This window comes from Chitinophaga sp. H8 (assembly GCF_040567655.1).
Lineage (GTDB): Bacteria > Bacteroidota > Bacteroidia > Chitinophagales > Chitinophagaceae > Chitinophaga > Chitinophaga defluvii.
Window position 1 is genome coordinate 3,483,809 of record NZ_JBEXAC010000001.1, and the last position, 20,430, is coordinate 3,504,238.

At 48.7% G+C, this 20,430-nt stretch carries 12 protein-coding genes; 2 read left to right on the forward strand and 10 right to left on the reverse strand.

Translation table 11 applies throughout. The annotated features are described in order from the left end of the window. The first annotated feature begins 77 nt into the window (after positions 1-77). A complete protein-coding gene (gene ppsA, locus ABR189_RS13300; RefSeq protein ID WP_354660992.1) occupies positions 78-2,531 on the forward strand; it encodes a phosphoenolpyruvate synthase in 2,454 nt (817 codons plus the stop codon). A gap of 24 nt (positions 2,532-2,555) precedes the next feature. Continuing rightward, the gene (locus tag ABR189_RS13305; RefSeq protein ID WP_354660993.1) at positions 2,556-3,455 is read left to right on the forward strand and encodes an SMP-30/gluconolactonase/LRE family protein; all 900 of its coding nucleotides are present in this window, start codon (positions 2,556-2,558) and stop codon (positions 3,453-3,455) included. A 17-nt stretch (positions 3,456-3,472) separates the two neighbouring features. Here ABR189_RS13305 and ABR189_RS13310 read toward each other — a convergent pair whose 3' ends face one another. The 10 genes from ABR189_RS13310 to ABR189_RS13355 all read right to left on the reverse strand — a co-directional run bounded on the left by ABR189_RS13310 (position 3,473) and on the right by ABR189_RS13355 (position 20,405). Then, positions 3,473-4,237 (reverse strand): SDR family NAD(P)-dependent oxidoreductase, encoded by a 765-nt coding sequence (locus ABR189_RS13310; protein WP_354660994.1) that lies wholly within the window; start codon positions 4,235-4,237, stop codon positions 3,473-3,475. A 33-nt stretch (positions 4,238-4,270) separates the two neighbouring features. Continuing rightward, the gene (locus ABR189_RS13315; RefSeq protein WP_354660995.1) at positions 4,271-5,695 is read right to left on the reverse strand and encodes a sugar porter family MFS transporter; all 1,425 of its coding nucleotides are present in this window, start codon (positions 5,693-5,695) and stop codon (positions 4,271-4,273) included. Between the two features lie 85 nt (positions 5,696-5,780). Beyond that, the gene (locus ABR189_RS13320) at positions 5,781-7,355 is read right to left on the reverse strand and encodes a hypothetical protein (protein WP_354660996.1); all 1,575 of its coding nucleotides are present in this window, start codon (positions 7,353-7,355) and stop codon (positions 5,781-5,783) included. Positions 7,356-7,499: 144 nt separating this feature from the next. Further along, complete coding sequence (locus ABR189_RS13325) at positions 7,500-8,393, reverse strand: helix-turn-helix domain-containing protein (protein ID WP_354660997.1); 894 nt, start codon at positions 8,391-8,393, stop codon at positions 7,500-7,502. A 107-nt stretch (positions 8,394-8,500) separates the two neighbouring features. Then, positions 8,501-9,805 carry an aspartate aminotransferase family protein gene (locus tag ABR189_RS13330; RefSeq protein ID WP_354660998.1) on the reverse strand — a complete coding sequence of 435 codons (1,305 nt, stop codon included), beginning with the start codon at positions 9,803-9,805 and terminating at the stop codon, positions 8,501-8,503. A gap of 162 nt (positions 9,806-9,967) precedes the next feature. After that, the gene (locus ABR189_RS13335) at positions 9,968-13,006 is read right to left on the reverse strand and encodes a cellulase family glycosylhydrolase (RefSeq protein WP_354660999.1); all 3,039 of its coding nucleotides are present in this window, start codon (positions 13,004-13,006) and stop codon (positions 9,968-9,970) included. 22 nt (positions 13,007-13,028) lie between these two features. Then, complete coding sequence (locus ABR189_RS13340; protein WP_354661000.1) at positions 13,029-14,012, reverse strand: mannonate dehydratase; 984 nt, start codon at positions 14,010-14,012, stop codon at positions 13,029-13,031. A gap of 68 nt (positions 14,013-14,080) precedes the next feature. Beyond that, positions 14,081-15,577, reverse strand: coding sequence for a M81 family metallopeptidase (locus ABR189_RS13345; protein WP_354661001.1), 1,497 nt, complete (start codon positions 15,575-15,577; stop codon positions 14,081-14,083). Between the two features lie 13 nt (positions 15,578-15,590). Beyond that, a complete protein-coding gene (locus ABR189_RS13350) occupies positions 15,591-17,138 on the reverse strand; it encodes a RagB/SusD family nutrient uptake outer membrane protein (RefSeq protein WP_354661002.1) in 1,548 nt (515 codons plus the stop codon). Positions 17,139-17,168: 30 nt separating this feature from the next. Beyond that, entirely contained in the window at positions 17,169-20,405 is a 3,237-nt protein-coding gene (locus tag ABR189_RS13355) for a SusC/RagA family TonB-linked outer membrane protein (RefSeq protein ID WP_354661003.1), read from the reverse strand. Positions 20,406-20,430: the final 25 nt, after the last annotated feature.

Here is a 20,430-nt window from a genome sequence, read left to right on the forward strand (position 1 = left end):
GTCTATAAAGATGGATAACATCTCTACATTGATGCGTAATAAACGATCCTACTTTTGGCAGAAATTGACTTTATACAATGCCAGAAGTAAAATTAATATTGGACCTGAAAAGTGTTGGGATCAATGATATCCCGTTAGTAGGTGGCAAAAATGCATCATTGGGAGAAATGATACAAAAGCTGAGTACATTAGGTATCCGCATTCCTGGTGGTTTTGTCATTACCATTGAAGCCTACAACCAATTTATAGCGCATAATCAACTGGATGAAAAAATCAGACACCTGATCAATGATATTGATCACGAACAGGTAGAATCACTGCGGCGTTGTGGGCTCTCCATCCGCCAGTTAATCCGAAACAGCCCTTTCCCAAAAGAGCTGAGCCAGCAGATCATCCAGGCTTATTACGATTTATCCAATAAATATGCACAGGAGTCAACAGATGTGGCCGTCCGGTCATCTGCAACAGCAGAAGACTTACCCAACGCATCCTTTGCCGGCCAACAGGAAACCTATTTGAATGTACGTGGTCCTGCTGCACTGATGGATGCTGTCAGAAACTGTTTCGCTTCTTTGTTTACCGACCGTGCCATCAGCTACCGGACTACCTTTGGTTTTGATCACTTCAAAGTAGGACTATCTGTATGTATTCAGAAAATGGTTAGAAGTGATCTCGGTAGTTCAGGGGTGGCCTTTTCACTGGACACCGAATCCGGATTTCAACATGTTGTGGTCATTAACGGGGCTTACGGATTGGGAGAAATGGTGGTGCAGGGAAGTGTATCGCCGGATGAATTTATCGTATTCAAGCCAACGCTTAAAAAAGGTTACGCCGCTATTCTGGAGAAAAAAATCGGCGCAAAGGATCAAATGATGGTCTATGGCGATAACCCTGATGAAAGAGTGAAAGTGATCCCGGTTGATAAAACTATGCAAAACCAATTTTGCCTGGATGAACAACAGATCCTCCAACTGGCAGCATGGGTTTGTATTATTGAAGAATATTACTCCGCGCTTCGCGGTCACTGGTGCCCGATGGATGTGGAATGGGCCATTGATGGGTTAAGTCAGCAGCTTTTTATTCTACAGGCTCGGCCTGAAACCATCCATTCAAGAAAAGATAATCACATACTGGCTGAATATAAACTTAGCGATGCTGCCGGATCACAAAAACCGATACTAAAAGGAATTGCGGTAGGTAATAAGATCGGATCAGGGCCCGTCAATATCATGTATTCATTGGACAAAAGGATAGGTGAACATTTTGAATTTAAAAAGGGCAGTGTCCTCGTAACTGATATGACCGATCCTGACTGGGAGCCTGTCATGAAGCAGGCATCCGCTATTATCACCAACAAAGGAGGCCGTACCTGTCATGCTGCTATTGTTGCGCGGGAACTGGGTGTACCGGCTATTGTAGGATGCGGCAATGCTACAGAAGTATTATCTGATAATATGGAAGTAACTGTTTCCTGTGCAGGTGGTGAGGAGGGAGCGGTTTATAAAGGTAAACTTGATTTCCATTTGATCGAAACGAATATCAACAATATACCTGCGGTCAACACCACCATTCTGTTTAATGTAGCTGCTCCGTCGCAGGCTTTCCATATTGCTAATTTACCTGGTAAGGGGGTTGGTTTGGCAAGGGAAGAGTTTATCATCAACAATTACATTCAGGCTCATCCGCTTGCACTGCTGCGCCATACAACGCTTGGAGATGAGGCGCTATCGGCAAAAATCAACCAGTTGATCAAAGGTTTTGATAACGGCGAAACGTTCTTTATTGAGAAATTATCTTACGGGATTGGAAAAATCGCGGCTGCCTTCTACCCTGCTCCCGTCATTGTAAGATTCAGCGATTTCAAAACCAATGAATACTACAATCTGCTCGGAGGAAAATATTTCGAACCCAAAGAAGAGAACCCCATGCTGGGCTGGCGGGGCGCTTCCCGGTATTACTCCGAAAGCTACAAAGAAGCCTTCGGCATGGAATGTAAAGCGGTAAAAAAAGTCCGGGAGCAAATGGGGCTGTCTAATGTAATCGTCATGATCCCATTTTGCAGAACCATTGAGGAACTATTTGCTGTCTACCGCGTAATGGAGGAATATGGTCTGAAAAGGGGATCAAACGGGATGCAGGTATATTTAATGGCGGAAATTCCGTCCAATATTATATTGGCGCACGAATTCGCAAAGCACATTGATGGCTTTTCCATTGGTTCCAATGACCTCACCCAACTTGTACTGGGCCTGGATCGCGACTCTTCATTAGTGGCCAGCATTTACAACGAAAGGAATCTGGCAGTAAAGGAAATGATCATACGTCTTATTGAAGCGGCAAAAAAAGCAAACATAAAGGTGGGGATTTGCGGACAGGGGCCTTCAGATTTTCCGGACTTTGCACAGTTCCTGGTTGAACAAGGCATAGATTCACTTTCCATAACGCCTGATTCATTTCTTAAAACAAACGAAGCAATCTATAAAATTGAGCGCGACAGCAGAAAACAGTCTGCAGCTGCCAACATAAAATAATCGTCAGCACAATAACAATATTATATGATTACTACAACCCAGGCACAACAATACGATATTGTTGTGCCACATTGTTGCCTGCTCGGTGAAGGTCCTGTCTGGGATGAGCAAACCGGAAGCATTTGCTGGATCGATTTACTGAATGGTCGTATCCATGAATATACACACGCTGCCAACCTCTTTCGCACATTACCTGTGAATGACCTGATAGGTGCAGTGGCTTTATGTGAAAATGGCGATTTTATTGCCGGTCTGAAAGAAGGACTTATGATAGTCAACAGAAACAATGGCACAACCAGGCTCCTGCAACACCCGGAAGCCCACCTGCCGCAAAACCGGTATAATGATGGTAAATGTGACCCCATGGGCCGGTTCTGGATTGGTAGCACCTCTTTGAATAATACTGTGAAAGCTGGGAACCTGTACACGTTAAACAATGACCTTACCTGCGCAATTGCCATCAAAGGAGTTACAATGTCCAACGGAATGGCCTGGAGCCCGGACAACAAAACCTTCTACTATATAGATACCCCCACTTTTGAGGTAGCGGCTTTTGATTATGATATTGAAACGGGTCAGATAAGTAATAAAAGAATTGCCTTTACCATTCCCCGGACAGAAGGCCTGCCTGACGGTATGACCATAGATAGTGAAGGTATGCTGTGGATTGCACATTGGGATGGCTGGCAGGTAGCACGCTGGAACCCTGATTCGGGAAGGAAACTATTCAGTTTCCGGCTTCCGGCTGCATTTATCACTTCGTGTACATTTGGGGGTGATGAACTGCAGGATCTATACATTACTTCTGCATGTGCAGGTCTAAGTGAAAAGCAACACGAAGAACAACCCCTTGCAGGATCACTCTTCGTTATCAGGAATTGTGGATTCAAAGGAATGAAACCCGCCATATTCCGGTATCCATAAAAAGAATGGGAAGCTAATTAATGCATCATCCAGCCACCGTCTGCATTTAAAGTCTGGCCGGTAACAAAATCACTGTCGGCTGAAGCCAGAAATACAAATACTCCCACCACATCATCCGTGAGCTGCCGCCGGGGGATAGCCTGTACCTTCAGCAACATAGCTGTGGCCCGTTCCTGCGCTGCTGCAGAACCTACCTTTTCCAGCTCGGTTTCTGTCAACACTGCACCTGGGGTAATACAGTTCACCGTAATATTATCAGGGCCTACTTCACGTGCCAATGCACGTGTAAAGCCAATAATAGCACCTTTGGATGCCACATAGTGTACGTAGTTGCCTGTTCCACTCCAAAAGGTAACAGACGATACATTAATGATCTTCCCGTACTGCTGCTGTTTCATATGTGGATAAACAGCCCTGGCACATACAAATTGCGACCTTACATTGTTGCTCATTACCCTATCCCAATCAACAACAGATATTTCATGCCATGCCTGCCGGGGATCAATGGCGGCGTTGTTCACCAGAATATCTATTGTACCGAAGTACTGCAACGTTTGTGCAACCATGTCAGCTACAGCGGCTTCATCTGATACATCGGCGGCAATAGCGATAGCCGTCCCGCCTTGTGCTGTTATCAGGTTTACCACTTCTGCGGCAAGTGCAGGATGTGCAAGATGGTTCACCACCACCTTTGCCCCTTCAGCGGCAAAGCGCAGTGCCACCGCTCTGCCGATGGACTGCGCTGCGCCGGTTATAATAGCTACTTTATCTTTCAGTCGCATATATTTCGTTTGCTCATCTTAAAGTTCTGATAATTATTCCAATGAGGCCTGGCCTGTTTTATGCTGATGATGATCCCGCCAGAATTCGCTGATCTTCTCCAGGCTCAAACCTTTTGTTTCGGGAACCATCTTCCAGGAAAACACGGCACAAGCCACACATATGGTGGCAAAGATCCAGTAAACCCCGGCGGCACTGTTGAATGTGGCGGCAAACCAGTTTGTCAGCATCGGGAATACCTGTGCGGTAACAAACGAAGCGGCATAAAGAAAAAAGCATACCACCGCCAGCGCTTTGCTACGGATGCGATTGGGAAATATCTCCGATACAATGATCCAGCTAAGCGGGGCCAGCCCCAGGGTAAAGGAACCCGTACCAATCAACATGGGCACCAGGGTAAACATCGGCGGCCAGTGCAGTTGTAGGTTGATCGCCATAATCACATGCCCCAGCGCCATCAGCAATACGCTGGTGATCAGCAGTCCACGACGGCTGAAACGTTTGATCAACCCAAATGCAAGAATGGTAGTCAGGAGTATCAGCAGATAAATAGGAATAGAGCTGAGTATGGCATTGGACCCTACGCGGATGCCCGCCTCAGCCAGTATACTGGGGGCATACAACAGCATCATGTTCACACCGTTCACCTGTGAAAAAATCATAATCACGACGCCGATAAACAGGGCTGTTCTGATACCGGGCTGGAATAATTCCGAGAATACACCGGTTTCCTGTTGCAGCTCTTTCTCAATTTCCTTCAGTTCCTGTTCACTTTGTTCCTTGCCGTTGATACGGGTAAGTACTTTCAGGGCTTCGTCCACCCGATTGCGGGCAGCCAGCCAGCGCGGGCTTTCAGGGATCAGTAATAGCCCGGCTATCAGTAACGCCACAGGAACAGCCTGCGCGGCAAACATCCATCTCCATCCCCATCCTTCAAATGAGAAGAAATAACTGGTGATCACGGCCAGATTAATTCCGATCACGTTGGATAGCTGATTCACATTTACCAGCACACCCCGCAGATGCGGAGGGGAAAGCTCTGCAATATAAATCGGTGATGACATCATCGCCAAACCAATACCAACACCACCCAGGAAGCGCCATACGGCAAAGTCCCATATACCAGCTGCAGCAGCGGTGCCTATTGTAGAGATCATAAAGAAAAATGCGGCAAGCATCATGGTTTTTCTCCGGCCCAGCCGTTCGGTAAACCACATGCCGCAAAGCGGGCCGGATACAGCGCCCAGTATAGCGCTACTTACGGCAAACCCCTGCATGGCGGCCGACAAGTGAAAATCTTCCACCAGAAATGGCAATGCGCCTGCAATCACCACCAGATCAAATCCAAACAGGAAGCCGCCGATAGAAGCCACCAGCACAATTGCATAAATATAAAACCTGCCCGTACGCGGCACCGGTGGACCCTGCCTGCTATCATCCTGCCGTACTGTATTGACCATTATGTTGCCGTGTGACATCCGTAATACTAATTGATATCAATAAATATTATTTTACCTGGAAGCGGTTTGACTGCTGATGCAGCGTTTATTTTCCGCCCATTTCCGTTACCGCCTGCTTCATGGCTGCAATCAACCGGGGGGTGTACGATTCCATCCTGGCCAGTCCGTTCTTCACCCTGTCAAAGGCAGTGGCGCCTTCTTCACTGGTAAACTTGTGCGTGTCCAATGTGGCATTGATCGTTGCTGAATTCAGCTTGCGCAGGGTCGTTTCCATCTGCGGCCAGTACCAGGAATTGCTGTAGCCATGCTGTTGCTGCCACGCGGATGCCGCTGTTACAAAAGCAGCAAGTGCTTTCTTTTTAAGTGCCACACTTTTATTACCATCTACGCTTACACGCAATTCATGCATGGCGGCAGCCATATTAAGCTGTAATACCAAGTCACGTACAAATCCGGCCGGATTACCGAAGAGTAAGCCTTTCAATGGGCCTCCCTGCAAGGCACTGTTGGGTAGAGCCGATAATTGTTTCGCTGCTTTATGCATACGCGCTGCGTCTTCTCCCTGCAATGCCTCCCAACCTTCTACGATACGGGGGCCTGCGCCTGGTATCAGATCATTGGCAAAGGCAATGTAATCCGCTTTCTCTACGCTTTTCCCCTGCGCTCCCCGGGCAAATGCAAAGGTGTTTGGCAACTGTACTACATGCGTTTGTGCATTGCCCAGCACTCCACGGACACCGCCTCTGCGCCCTCCACCGGAAGCACGGTCCCCTCCGTAAATAGTGAGCGGAAACGATGGTTCCCCTTCAATAGCACCATAAGGAAAAGCCAGCACCTTATTGCCCATATTTATAGGATCTGCAAAATCATCTTCAAATCCGCTATTAGCCACGCCCCACGGTTCATAATGTTGTTTTGCCAGCAATTCCATGGCTTCTCTGGGTTCCTGTGGCCCTTTCTTGTCCAATTCACCGGTTTCATAAAAATGGGCGTATGACTCCCAGCCAAAATGTGCCCAATAATTAATTTCAATACCAGGACGTAAATGGTCCAGCATACGCCGGTGGGCACCAAGTATATATACAAACTCCATGTTGGTGGAATGTGGATATCCACCGGGATCACTATCAATTACAAAGAGCCCGTCTGCCTTAGCCAGCGGTTTAAAAAGCCGCTCGCGCCAGGCCATCAGCTTACCAAAGGCCACCGGATCTCCCGGATCTACCCGGTCATCGGTGTGGAAAAACGGACGGTCCTCAAAGGTATATTTACGGGCCTCTTCACTCCTGGGGGATACATTGGGACAAAACACGATAGACACACGCATTTTAAAGTCCTCATGTGCCATGTCTATCACCTTGGCAATCTTCGCAAGATTAGCTTCATCACTGGGCGTAAGCGGATCCGGCATTGTTTCCAGCATAGGCCAGATCAGGATATAATTATACCCCAGCTGGCGGATACCATCCAGATAACCTCTCCAATCGTCCAGTGTCCAGGTGCGTACGGCATACGGGTGCTTATAGGACCAATGCTGATGCATATACATGCCTAATATCTTTTCTCCTGCAGGAGCCTGTTGTGCGGCAGTTTGGGCAACTGCGCCGTTCATGGCAAAAAACGCACAGCAAGCGATAAATATCTTTATTGCTTTTTTCATAACGTTCAATATAAATTAAAATGAAACTAGCGTTAACGTGCATACGCTAACAGAAGGTCACATAAAAATAGGCATAGCCAGTGAATAAAAATGTTCTGTAATTAACCGGAATTGTAAGACTGTTAACCATCTACAGCTTAAAGACTAGCAGAGTTCAGCACTTTTGGCAATGCTGCATTTATACTGGTAGGGACTTTGGCCGATGTGCTCCCTGAATACCTTGCAAAAGTGTGAATTTGAATTGTATCCACACATGCTGGCAATATCGGAAATCGGCTTATCCACTTCTATCAATAATTTACAGGCATGTGCCATACGTTGCTCCACCAGGTATTGCAGGAATGTTTTCTTTACCTTGTTTTTGAAAAAACGGCAAAAGGAAGGCACAGTCATACAGGCTACTTCCGCTACCTGTTCCAGCGTAATCTGCTCATGAAGATTATCCTTAATAAAGTTAATCACCTCCAATAACCGGTCAGAATGTGTTACCGGCTCTTCTATGTCTTTGCTGATGATCAGGTTCTTTTCTGATGAAACAGAAATGATGTTCATGATTTGCAACAGGTCCATCGCTTTTTCAAACCCTTTTTTGGAAGAAAGTGTAATGAGTTTTTCGGCGATGATATTCCTGGTTTCTCCATAAATATTGATGCCTTTAGAGGCCTGTTGTATCATATCCCTGATCCCGTCAAATTCGTTCACAAAGTCGAACATCTGCTGGAATATTTTTGGATTGATGTACACGGTAATCACCTTTGACCGCAGACTGGACCCTTCTTCATAAAATACAGGATCACTCAGCCAGATGTGTGGCACATTGGAACCGATAAACACCATGTCGCCCGGCTCAAACTGGGCTACTTCATTCCCAATGATCCTTTTGCCAAAGCCTTCCAGTATAAAGGTGAGCTGCAGCTCCGGGTGCTTATGGAATGATGCCTGTGCATTATTAAGGGACGACAGATAAGGTTGATCCCTGAAATCCAGGAACAAAGAATTGTTGATATACGGAGTGATTTCGGTTTGTAGCAGCCTCATATCCAAAAAGATAAAAGAATTATAACGTGGTATACACTTAAATATAACAATTTCTTTGGTTTGTTCCGCCATTCGCTGCAATAATTTACTGCGGGGATACTGCAGCGCTACATACCGGACATCACTTCTGTAGCGGTTGCAATGGCATGCTCAATATCTGCTGTTGTATGAGCAGCGCTGATGTACCACAATCCCCTGCCGATGATCCTTATTTTTCTGTCGTGCATACCTGCAATGAACTTTCCCAATCTGGTTTTATCGTAAGTAAACGTATCCCGGTAATCTTTTACTTGCTCCAATCCGGTGAAGCCGGTATTAAACATGGGCCCCGGTCCCTGCACCAGCAGTGGCAGGTGATAGCGGGCCGCTGCTTCACGCAGCCCCTGCATCAGCTTGTTGCCCAGCGCAAACATCCGATCATAGGGATTTTCCTGCTCCAGTACTTCAATAGTAGCCAATGCTGCGGCAATGGTGGCATTGCTTGAGTTCATGGTACCTGCATGGATCACCTGTGCATTTTCGATCAGGTGCATCCATTCTTTTTTCCCGGCGATCACACTAATCGGATAGCCGCTTCCCATTGCCTTTGCAAAGATGGACAGGTCCGGCGTAATCCCGAAGTACTGTTGTGCTCCTCCGATAGACAGCCTGAATCCGGTAATCACTTCATCAAAAATCAATGCAATACCGTATTGGTCACACAACGCACGTACCCCTTCCAGGAAACCCGCCTGCGGCATAATGCAGCTGCTGTTGCACATGACCGGTTCTGTGATGATACCGGCAATTTCGTGATGGTGCTGTGCCAGCGTCTTTTCAAGCAAGGCCAGATCATTCCAGGGCAGGATCATGAATTCATTCCTGGACTGATCAGGTAGCCCGGCAGTCCACGGATGTGCCACCGGCGCTTCCCTGGCGCCCAGTGCTGCCACGTCGGGCGCAGAAATACCCCAGGCTACATTATCGAGCCAACCGTGGTAATGTCCTTCAAAGCGCAGGAACTTTTGTTTGCCTGTTTTAGCCCTGGCTACCCTGAATGCGGTTTGTACTGCTTCAGAGCCATCCAGACAAAATCGCATGAGTGCTGCCGAAGGGATCAGCGCGGCCAGCTTCTCGGCCAGCTCAATCTCTTTGATGTGCTGCCCCGCAAAGAGCTGCCCTGTTTCCGAATAATCACTTACCGATTTTAATACATGGGGATGCGAATGACCGAGGATCAATGGTCCCTGACTCAAAGTAAAATCCAGGTACTCATTGCCATCTACATCATAAATGCGGCTCCCTTTTCCATGCGTATAAAAAATAGCATGTGGATGGTTGTATTTCCTGAACTCTGAAGAAACTCCGCCTGCCAGTACTTTCTTCGCCCTTTCCAGTAATTGTGCCGATTGTGTATAATTGATGCGCTCCATTCATGAACAAGTTTAATAGTATATAGGAAGCCACCCCGCGAAGGATTTCCCGCTTCCCTGCAATACTGCCTTCCCTAAAGTTCCGCAGAATAGCCGTAAGAAAATGCGGGCTTCTTATCAAAAATTGTAACACATTTAACCCTGGGCGGATAAAATGTGAATTTATACAAAAGAAACGTGGATGATATATTTTGCCAGCTGGTCGTCAATCAACAGCTCCTTTCCTGTCACTCGCCAGGGCGCTTTAACTGGTTGGTTAAACCCGTCACTCACCGCAATACCGGCAATTTTTTGTGCAAAAGTGATACGGGTAGGCATGGTTACTGCCAGCTGCAAGTCCTTGGTACGCAGCAAACTATTGTTTCCCCCTGTTGATAGAATAACGCGTCCTTCCTGTACTTTGCAGAGCAATGCACCGTTGATCCTCAACTCCCCCTCTCCTTCCATTAAGGTAATGCCATCAGTAGTTACCTGTACCAGGCCAAAATCACGCAATGCCAGCCCGGCAGTATTATTGTGATACTGTAATGAAACAGCATGTACTTTGCCAGGAGCCGGATTGGGTTCACTGGTACTCCCCGCCTCTTTTGCAGCAAGGGTAAACAGTATACCATTCTTTGTGCGGCGTGTCAGCAGGTTTACCGCATCTCCGTTGCTCACCGGGATCTTTTCAAGTGCCGTACAATTGCGCCAGGCGTCCGGCCCTTCATATACCGCCACTCCTTTTGCTTTCAATGTATTGAACGCCGCCTTGTTGGTCAGGGGGTGCGGACAAATCACGGCTTTTGTACCTGCCGGCAGTGCTTCCAGTGCGGACTCCTGCCATACGCCAAACAGTGCTTTTGCCGCCCACAGTGCGGCCAGCGTTTGTTTTACCGGTTCCATTGCAGCTAGTTGTCCTGCCGGTACAATAATGTACACTTTTTCAGGAGCAGCTACCCGTTGCAATCCTTTACCCATCAATCCCAGGCGCCCCAAGGCTATTGCTGCAGGTGCCGGGAAAGGGGTACCATGACAAATAGATCCATAGCCTGTACCGCTGGGTGTGGGACATAGTCCTACCCCACGCTCCATCCAGGTCTTATCCAGTTCCAGGTATGGCGTAAACCAGCGTGGGTCAGGTGTCTGCTGGGAGGCCTCTCTTAATGGCAATGGCCAGTAACAGGATTCGCGTGACAGCCAGCTCACGCCCCATTCGTAAGACATGGCAGCTGCTGCGCCACCAGCCAATGCATAATGCACGCTGGCATCATAGTAAGATAGATTGTTCCATTTGCCGTTACCAAATTCTTCAATGATCATCGGGCGGTTGGAGCCAAGCGGATCAAAATACTGTGCCGTCAGCCCTGCCTGCACCGGTGGCAGATAGTTGTGCCAGGGCAGGATCGATGCCTCTTCATTGGCGAGATAAGTATCTCCTCCATCCATAGTAGAGAACATGTAGCCGGGCATCACCGGCTGCCGGCCACCTGCATCCCGGATAACAGCGGTCATCTCATTGGCCCAGCGCCGGAACAACAATGAATCGCGTACCGTGCCCTTTGCAGCAGGGATATCCTGCCAATTGCGTACGGCAGCATCCATCTGCGTGTCGTCCGGGTCTTTAAGATATACCTCATTCGCAAGGTTGTAAATAACATTGCCGGCATTTTTCCACCTCACTGCCAGCGTACGTACAAACGCACGTTGGAGCTCCAGGTTACGCAGTGAAAAACTGACGATGTTAAAATCCCGCTGCTCCCGGTAATTAAACAACACCTGTTCTCCATCGGGCTTTTCAAAACCCATCTGACGGGCCCATTGTGTAAAAATACAGATATCCAGCACAACCCCATTCGCTGCTGCCAGCCGTATGGCGGCATCCATGGCCCTTAACACCGGTTCATCCAGTACGGGATCTACCCATACCCGCACGATACGATAACCTGCACGGCGGATAGCGGAAAAGTCTTCCGCTGCTTTCAACGGATGAAAATCGCGCCATGCCCATTCCCACCACGAGGTAGAGGGATAATAATGTGTGCCTGCCCAAAAGCCTTCTTCTCCATCCAGCACAATACTGGGGCCTTTTACAGCCAGTATAGGTGGCGTTTGCAGCGATGCCTCCTGGACCATGAATCCCATATAGCGCTTGTCCACCACCACAGGTTCTCCTTCAAGGGCAAGCAAGGTAGCCTTTTCTACGTCCTGCAGGATCTCCAGCTGTATTGTCCACAGGCCTGGTATTGATGCCGGACGGAAATCGCATAGTGCCTCTGTATCACTACCGGCAGCTGCTACACGCCGTGTGGTCAGCAAGGGTGTAAACGCAGTAGCACCAGGGGCTTTCACAGTATAACGCATGGTAGCCGCCACCGCCTGGTTACAATGGTTTTGCAGGCGGGTACGTACCTGCACCCGCTCACCAGTGTTGTAAGCTGCATAATTGGAGTGATTGGCATACACCTGTAGCCCGCCCTTCCAGCGGGCATCCACCTGTTGCAATAAGCGCAACCATCCATTTGTTTCCAACGCCGCCTCCGGCTTGCTGAACAGAAAGAACCAACAGTCGCTCCCCATGAAACGCCCTTCCGCCAATGAAGGTGCATAATAACTCATCAGCAAACCAGGATAACCCGCCAGGTTACCAAAGCGGTCGCGCGCTTCGAGCACCGGCAGGAAATCGGCCCGCACTTCCTCGTCGATGTTATGATTGGGCATCTCTTTGGGTGGGGCGATGTAAGCTGAAAAAACCACGGCCGGATTAAACTCTATATCCGGCAAAACCATAGGGGCCTTGTCTGCAACATTTACCGTCATAGCTGTTGCTGAGGGACGAAATGCCCCCACGGATAATGCTGCCGGAATACCTTCCGGCGATCCGATCCAGATCATACCATCTCCCCCAGCCAGCTTTCCGAGCAGTTCCGTTTCATTCAACTTGTGACGCGGAAGTGGCAGGATATGTGACGGCAGTTTGCCATTCAAAATATCCAGCAGGGCACTGTCGGCTACCAGATGCAGAACATTACGCCGTGCGCTGCCTGCAACTGCCGCTGCCGCTGCCAGCACGCTTGCTGTTGTATCATCGGGCTTAGCCGCTTCCGTTATATCTTCAGCGATAGCCCGCCGCTTCCCCGTTGCATGACTCCATCCTGCCAACGGCGCTATCACACTGGCCGATCCAATGGCAAGTGCTTTCAGTGATGCTCGTCTATTCATAAAAGATCGCTTAGTGTACAATTCAGCTTCCCGGCGCATGGCCATTTTCCGCTGCTTCTAACAGTCCTTTCAGGTATCCCAATGCAAAGAGACGACCTACTTCTCCATATCCCGGTTCACGGTTATTCTCCCCTTCCATTGTGGGCACGTGATCAATACGCACCGGCCCGTCAAAGCCTACCGTTTTATAAGCCTTCACGGCGGCAAACATATCTGTTTGCCCATCATCATGAAAGGTCTCAGAAAATTCATCTGCCTTACCGCGTATATCTCGGAAGTGTACAAAAAATATTTTGCCGGCTTTGCCGAGTTCCAATATGGTAGCCGGTATATCCGTTCCTGCTGCCGCCAGGCTTCCCTGACAGAACGTAACGCCACTGTTTGCGCTGGGTACCAGGTTAATGGCCCGGTTCAAAGCAGCTGCACTGGTGATAATACGGGAGATACCCTGTATCGGCGATACAGGCGGATCGTCCGGATGCAACGCCAGCTTCACATTCGCTTTTTCTGCTACGGGTATTACCCGCTCCAGGAAATATTTCAGATTATCCCACAGCCGCTCTTCAGACACAATGCCTGCGGGTGTCAATGGCGCATCTTTCATCAAAGCATGATTATAGCTGGTTACCAGTGCACCACCACGGGTGGGTGTTGACACCGATGTGCGCAACCAGTTAAAACCTGCCATAAAGTTGTAACACAGTACGGGTATATCCAATGCGCCCATGTTACGGATGAGCTGCTGGCATTGGGCAATATCCTCATCACGCCCTTCTATACCCAGCTTCATCCGGTGCATCTGTGCATCCAGACCCGGTTCTATCACTTCCAGTTTAAAACCGAAATCATCAAAACGCTGCTTCATATGCAGCAAGTCCATGTATTCCCAGGAGGGGGTTCCATCCGGACGAACAGGTAGGCGGGCTACCGCATGTGTTACGCCTGCCTGTTTGGCCAGCCTCCAGAGCCGATCGGGGTACTGTGACAACACTTCAGCTATTTTCATTCGTTAACTATTTTACTTTTTTCTGATTAACTAATCTTTAATTCGCCTACCGGCGGGGGCATAGCAGCCTATAGCTGCATTTCAAACGGGAATAACGGCCGGCGCCGGTGCCGGTAAGAAAACTGGGTCATATCTGCCTGCGTTACCCCTGGTGTGTTCACCTGCAGGATCGTAGGACAAACAGGGCCATACGCTGCTACTGGCGCGTTTACGCCTTTGGCCACCACCACTTCATAATCCTGCGGATGAATGCCAAATGCTGTGAGCTGCTGCAAACTAAAAGGCGGTACACGCAATGACATCAGCATCACCGTATTTCCACCAGCAGTCTGTACAACAGCTACCTGCCCCATATCAAAATTCACCTGTCCGCCATGGCGGGGGTTACTTTCTGTAAAATGGCCGTCTGCTGTAAACAACAGCCGTACCTGACTGTCATAAGCAATAGTATTGGTGGTATATCCGCCTTCCTTATTACCCAGTGGCAACAGAAAGGTAGCTCCTATATCATGCGTCATCGCTGCTGCCACCGCCACAGGGTCATAGATGCAAATAAAACAACGGGAAAGGCCATACGCTTCTATCGAATGCAGCAGGTACGAGCTGTTGCCGGGAGCACCACCGCCAATATTATCTCCCATATCCAGCATCAGCACCGGTTTTTTCCATGTGGGCAACTGCGGCAATAAACCTGCAACAGCCTGCCTGGCAGCTACAAAATCAGTTCGGTCATCTATCAGCATGTATTTCAGTGCCTCTCCAACCGACTTCCCCTGCTGTGGCATATTATCAGTCACTACTATAAAAGCACTCCCCATTTCAGGAACATCTGCATAGGGAAAACCCAATAACACGCTTACAGATAACACACCAGGCTGTGCGCCTGCTTCCTTTGCCTGTGCATATAAGCTAAGGCAAGGCTCTGCCGATGTCAATTGCTGTTCTATGCTGATAGCTACCGGTGTTTGTACCAGGTGCTGCAATGGTCTTATTTCGCCTTTCAGCGTCTGTACCAGTAATGAAGCCGCTTTCCGGCCGGTTTCCCGCTGATCCACATGCGGGTTGGTACTATAGGCCACCAGCGCATCCGTAGCCTGCGTCATTGCCATACTTACATTGGCGTGGGGATCCAGTGTACCCATTACCGGGATATCCGGGCCCAGGCGCTGCCGGAGCAATGACAGCCAATGCCCGTCCATATCCAGGTGCTGCTCAGTAACACCCGCGCCATGAGGTACAACAAGACAACCATCCACCGGCAATACCGTATCGAGCAACCGCATCATCTCTTCCAGCAATACTTCGTAAGCAGCGGCACTTACAATGCCACCGGGCGTGGCTTCTGCAAACATCACCGGTACTGCTGTAATGTTGTGCGCTTCCAGTATTTCCAGCATCCCGCCTATCTCATGATAGGCATCCCTGTATTCTTTTATTATTGCTGCTCCGCTTAGCCAGTGACTGTTGCTGAAATCATCCAAGGTAGTAGGCTGCGCAATGAAAGTATTAGACTCATGATAAATGCCCAGTATAGCCACGCGGTACTGCCTGCCATCTATGCTCATAAACAATGCTTTTTTATTGAGGGTAGCCTGGATTCTGTGGCTTCAGATTAGGATTATTCTGCATTTCCAGTCTGGGCAGGGGAAACAGCAAGTGCTTGGCCTGCAAAGGCTGATTGGAATTTTTATTGATATGCCCTACAAAATCATCAAATCCATCTGTTGTTTCATTATACACCTTCGTAAGCCTTACCATATCAAACCAGGTGATGCCTTCATAACAGAGCTCGTGCCAACGTTCCTTCCATACGGCCTCCCGGAAAGTTTGCTGCGTAAAAGTGCCTATTGCAGGCGTTGTCAGCTGTGCCCTGTCGCGGATCCGCTTCAGCGCATCATAGGCCGCCTGATTAATTGCCCCACTCTCATTCTGTGCTTCTGCATACATCAGTAATACTTCGGCATAACGGATCTGCATCAGGTTAAGATCATTTTGTCCGGTACCCGGTATCCCTGCTGTGCCAAATGCTGTTGTGTTAAAGTATTTGAAAATATAGGGTGCTCCCAGCTCAAACAGTGCACCACTGCCGTTCATATAGTAGCTGGTGTAAAAGAACCCTTCCCGGTTTTTAACACGCAGATCGCCTGCTTCGTAGGTATTGTAAAATGACCGGGTGGGGACAGTAGTGCCGGTCCATCCGCCAAAAACCGTTACCGGTTTGTTATTGGGCAGCAAATGTAACATTGGGTTGGCCTCTACATCAGCCAGGTATTGGATACTGAAGAGCAGTTCTGTCTTATTCTCCTGCGCCACACTGTGCAGGTCGCCATACGTAGGGAAAAGGTTGATCTGCCCTGGACTCGCATTTGCGTAATCAATGATTTCCTTTGACTTATCTGCTGCCAGTTTATAATAGGCAGCTCCTTTCTTCAGCGGTTGTCCGGCCATAGTAAGATACACCCTTGCCAGCTCTGCTTTTACTGCTGCAAGCGGCACCCGGCCCGATACATCCATCCAGGAAAGTCCCGCTGCCTCCGCTGTTATGAGGTCATCCACAATCACTTTATAAATTTCTTCCTGTCCTGTTCTGGACGGCATAAAATCTTCGGAAGAAGCTGTTTGCGGCTTGGTGATGAGCGGAATATCCCCCCACAAACGCACCGCATAAAAGTAAGCCCAGGCACGCAGGAAGTGCGCTTCTCCCAATATCCTTTTCTTCTGTACTTCATCCATAGGATTAATACCCGGTACTTTTTCAATTACCTGGTTAGCCTGCGCAATCACACGGTACAGGCCATTCCACCATTGCACTACATGCAGGTTGTTGCCATCGTACGATAAGGCGTACAGGTTATTCAGATTGGTATTTTCTGATGCCTCCGATGTGGAAGTGCCGGTCACAGCTTCCAGCATTTGCCAGTTGCCGGAAAATATAGCAGCAGCATTGCCGATAAAACGCGTTTCTGCATATACCGATGCTATTGCCGCTTCGGCATGTTCGGGAATCGTATAAAAACTTTCGGATGTAAGACTGGACGGATTATTCTCTTCCAGGAATTTACTGCATCCTGTCCCCAGCAATAGGGCACCCGCCAACAACCATTTACCTGTTATGTTCAGCTTCATTAGAAACAGCTTTAAAATTAAAGAATGTAATTACAGGGCCACCTGAATACCCAGCATGAATGTGGTGGATTTGGGATAGGCATGATACATCATGCCTTGCGAAAACACTTTGGTATTCTCCCCTCCGATCAATCCTATTGTTTCGGGATCCCCGTTCACGTCTTTACTGGTGAGGAGGAAAAAATTCTGTACTGATCCATACAGGCGAAGCCGGTTGAAATGTATTTTTTTCAACGTAGCGGCAGGGAAACTATAACCCAGCAACAGATTCCTTCCCCGAAGGAATGACCCGTCTTTCAGCCAATGTGTATCTTCATTGATCACATAACCCGCCCTCGTATCCCTGATCTCGGGGATCATGGTATTTTGATTGTCGGGCCGCCAGGCATTCAATACCGTTTTGTAACTATTAGCCAGCGCTACACGGTCCTCGCTGGAACCTGTGCTCAATTCAAACACATCATTGCCATAAGAATATTGCAATTCCACGGTAAGATCGAACTGTTTGTAGCGGAAGCTGTTGGTAAATGCTCCCCACGCTTTGGGGCTGCCATTGCCGATGATCATGCGGTCGGCATCATTGATCGTATAATCCCCGTTTACATCTTTGTATTTGATGTCGCCCGGAAGTATGGGCAGGCCGCCCCGGTAGCTGACAAATTTGGCTGCTTCACTTCTTTCCGCTTCACTCCAGATGCCTTCACGTACCAATCCATAGAAAGACCCTACGGGTTCGCCTACACGGATAATATTAGTAGGGCTGATGAACACCAATCCTCCTACACCATAGATATCTGATGGTGTAGCCAGTGACAATACCTTATTACGGTTCATGGAAATATTGAACGTACTGTTCCAGGAAAAATTCTTGTTCTCCACGTTGATGGTATTCAGCGTTAGCTCTATCCCTTTATTTTCCATGGAGCCTACATTCTTCCGGATGATCGCGTAACCGCTGGTTTGCGGCACCGGAGCGTCCAGCAACATGTCTGTTGTTTTCCTGTAGTACACATCTGCTTCCAGTGAGATGCGGCCTTTGAACAATCCCAGCTCCAGGCCGGCATCAGTCTGGGCTGTTTTTTCCCAGCGAAGGTCCGGATTGGATAGCAGTCCGAGGCCGGTACCGCCTACCCGCTGATTATTAAAGATGGCTGCATAGCCAGAGCTTAACAGGGGCAGCGAAGTGTAGGGCGGTATTTCAGAATTGCCCGTTACACCATAGCTGGTACGCAGCTTCAGATTAGAGATCACGGCATTATCTTTCAGGAAATCCTCATCAGATACCCGCCAGGCAAGTGCAGCAGAAGGGAAAAAGGCATATTTGTTGTTCTTCCCGAACTTGGAAGAGCCATCCACACGCCCTGTAAAGGTGAGCAGGTATTTGTCCAGGTAGCTATAGTTGATCCTGCCAAAATAAGAATTGAAAGCAAAGCGGGAACGATTAGTACCATATCCCGGGCTGGTACTACCTGCCCCCAGGTTATTGAACTGGAAGAAGTCGCTCGAAAAATTCTGGATGCTGGCCGACAGCCCGAATGCATTGGTTTCCTGCCAGGCTAGCCCCAGCATACCTGTGAAGGCATGCTTTTCTGCAAAGCGTTTATTATAGGTCAGATAATTTTCCAACGACCAGAAGCTTTCCCGTCCGTTGCTGGAGGCCGCAATACCTTTCTGGCTGATCGACAGCGTACGGCCGGTGTAGGTATTGGTACCCTGTGAAAGGATATTGGCCCCTAATACGGTCCGCATCTCCAACCCCTTTGCCAGGCTAATGTTGGAATAAAAACTACCGATCGTAGTTTGTGTATTCAGGATATACTTGCGGTCGTATAAATAATGCAGCGGACTAAAAGACCCTTCCGCATTGGGATAGTCACGGTTATCTGCCCAGGTGCCGTCTGCATATTTTACCGGCAGGAAAGGCAATCCTTCCGCAATCATACGCATGGGCAGGTAATCGAAGTCTACCAGGTTTTCTTCCTGATTGTTATAGCTTAATGTACCGCCTACTTTCAGCCATTTCTTTATCTGATCGTCAAAGGTGAACCTTGCGGAATATCGCTTCAGATAAGATGTTTTAATCAGCCCTTCATCATTGCGGTAACCAAGTGACACCGCATAGCTGCTTTTTTCGTTGCCATTGGAAAAGCCCAGCTGGTGGTTCTGAGAAATGCGGTGCTGCGTAGCTTCCTTTAACCAATCTGTATCATACAGCGGATTGCCGTTACTATCGAATATCCTTGGATCCGTACGCGCCAGCGCAGGATTACGGCCTGCATATTTACCTGCTGCCCATCCGGCCGGATCATACTTTTCCATATTTTTATACGCCAGGTCTTCTACGGCCAGGAACTCCTTTGCATTCAGGAATTTCGGGAAGTTGGGGCCTATTTTAGGTACGCTGAAATCTGCATTGTAGGTCACTTCTCCACCACCGGCCTTGCCTCTTTTAGTGGTGATCAGCACCACACCATTCGCACCGCGGGCACCATAGATAGCTGTGGCAGAAGCATCCTTGAGTACTTCCACAGAAACCACATCATTAGGATTAATATAATCGATCGGCTGACTGCCCACTGCCTGGGTAGAGATGGGCATCATGACCCCATCTATTACATACAGCGGATTATTGGAGGAGTTGATAGAACTGAAACCACGTATACGCATCTCCGTTTTTCCGCCAGGCCGGCCCGAGTTGGTATTCACCTGTACGCCAGCCACCTTGCCTGCCAGCGCCTGGTTAAGGGAAGGAGCCGGACGTTCCTGCAAACGTTCTGCTTTTACAGAGCCAACGGCCCCCGTAAGATCGGATTTCCGCTGTGTACCATAACCAATCACCACCACTTCGTCAAGCGCCTCGTTGCTGGTCTTCAGCGTAATATTCCATGTTGTTTGGTTGCCCACGGTAATTTCCCGTGTTTCCATACCGGAATAGCTGATCACCAGTATAGATGTTACGCCAGGCACCAGCAGGTGAAAGCTGCCATCTGCACCAGTCACCGTACCTTTATTAGTTCCTTTCAGGCGGATGGATACACCGGGTAAAGCCTCCCCTTTTTCATCCCTTACCACTCCTTTTACCTGGATATCATCCACAGCAGCATTGTTACGTATAGCAGCCGTAACACCTTCCGGCAAAATGCTGCCCACAGCTGCATTTCCCGGCGAAGCAATACTCATCATGTACAATAAGCAGGAAAGAATTCCTCCCGTTTTTCCCCACGGCATATGTAGCCGGGTATGAAGCGTAGCAATTGACTCTTTCATTGGTTGATAAATTTGTAACGGTTCG

What these genes read in the sequence shown, in the direction of transcription:
- ppsA (WP_354660992.1), top strand. Translation starts at nt 78, where the DNA reads ATGCCAGAAGTAAAATTAATATTGGACCTGAAAAGTGTTGGGATCAAT.
- ABR189_RS13305 (WP_354660993.1), top strand. Translation starts at nt 2,556, where the DNA reads ATGATTACTACAACCCAGGCACAACAATACGATATTGTTGTGCCACAT.
- ABR189_RS13310 (WP_354660994.1), bottom strand. Translation starts at nt 4,237, where the DNA reads ATGCGACTGAAAGATAAAGTAGCTATTATAACCGGCGCAGCGCAGTCC.
- ABR189_RS13315 (WP_354660995.1), bottom strand. Translation starts at nt 5,695, where the DNA reads ATGGTCAATACAGTACGGCAGGATGATAGCAGGCAGGGTCCACCGGTG.
- ABR189_RS13320 (WP_354660996.1), bottom strand. Translation starts at nt 7,355, where the DNA reads ATGAAAAAAGCAATAAAGATATTTATCGCTTGCTGTGCGTTTTTTGCC.
- ABR189_RS13325 (WP_354660997.1), bottom strand. Translation starts at nt 8,393, where the DNA reads ATGAGGCTGCTACAAACCGAAATCACTCCGTATATCAACAATTCTTTG.
- ABR189_RS13330 (WP_354660998.1), bottom strand. Translation starts at nt 9,805, where the DNA reads ATGGAGCGCATCAATTATACACAATCGGCACAATTACTGGAAAGGGCG.
- ABR189_RS13335 (WP_354660999.1), bottom strand. Translation starts at nt 13,006, where the DNA reads ATGAATAGACGAGCATCACTGAAAGCACTTGCCATTGGATCGGCCAGT.
- ABR189_RS13340 (WP_354661000.1), bottom strand. Translation starts at nt 14,012, where the DNA reads ATGAAAATAGCTGAAGTGTTGTCACAGTACCCCGATCGGCTCTGGAGG.
- ABR189_RS13345 (WP_354661001.1), bottom strand. Translation starts at nt 15,577, where the DNA reads ATGAGCATAGATGGCAGGCAGTACCGCGTGGCTATACTGGGCATTTAT.
- ABR189_RS13350 (WP_354661002.1), bottom strand. Translation starts at nt 17,138, where the DNA reads ATGAAGCTGAACATAACAGGTAAATGGTTGTTGGCGGGTGCCCTATTG.
- ABR189_RS13355 (WP_354661003.1), bottom strand. Translation starts at nt 20,405, where the DNA reads ATGAAAGAGTCAATTGCTACGCTTCATACCCGGCTACATATGCCGTGG.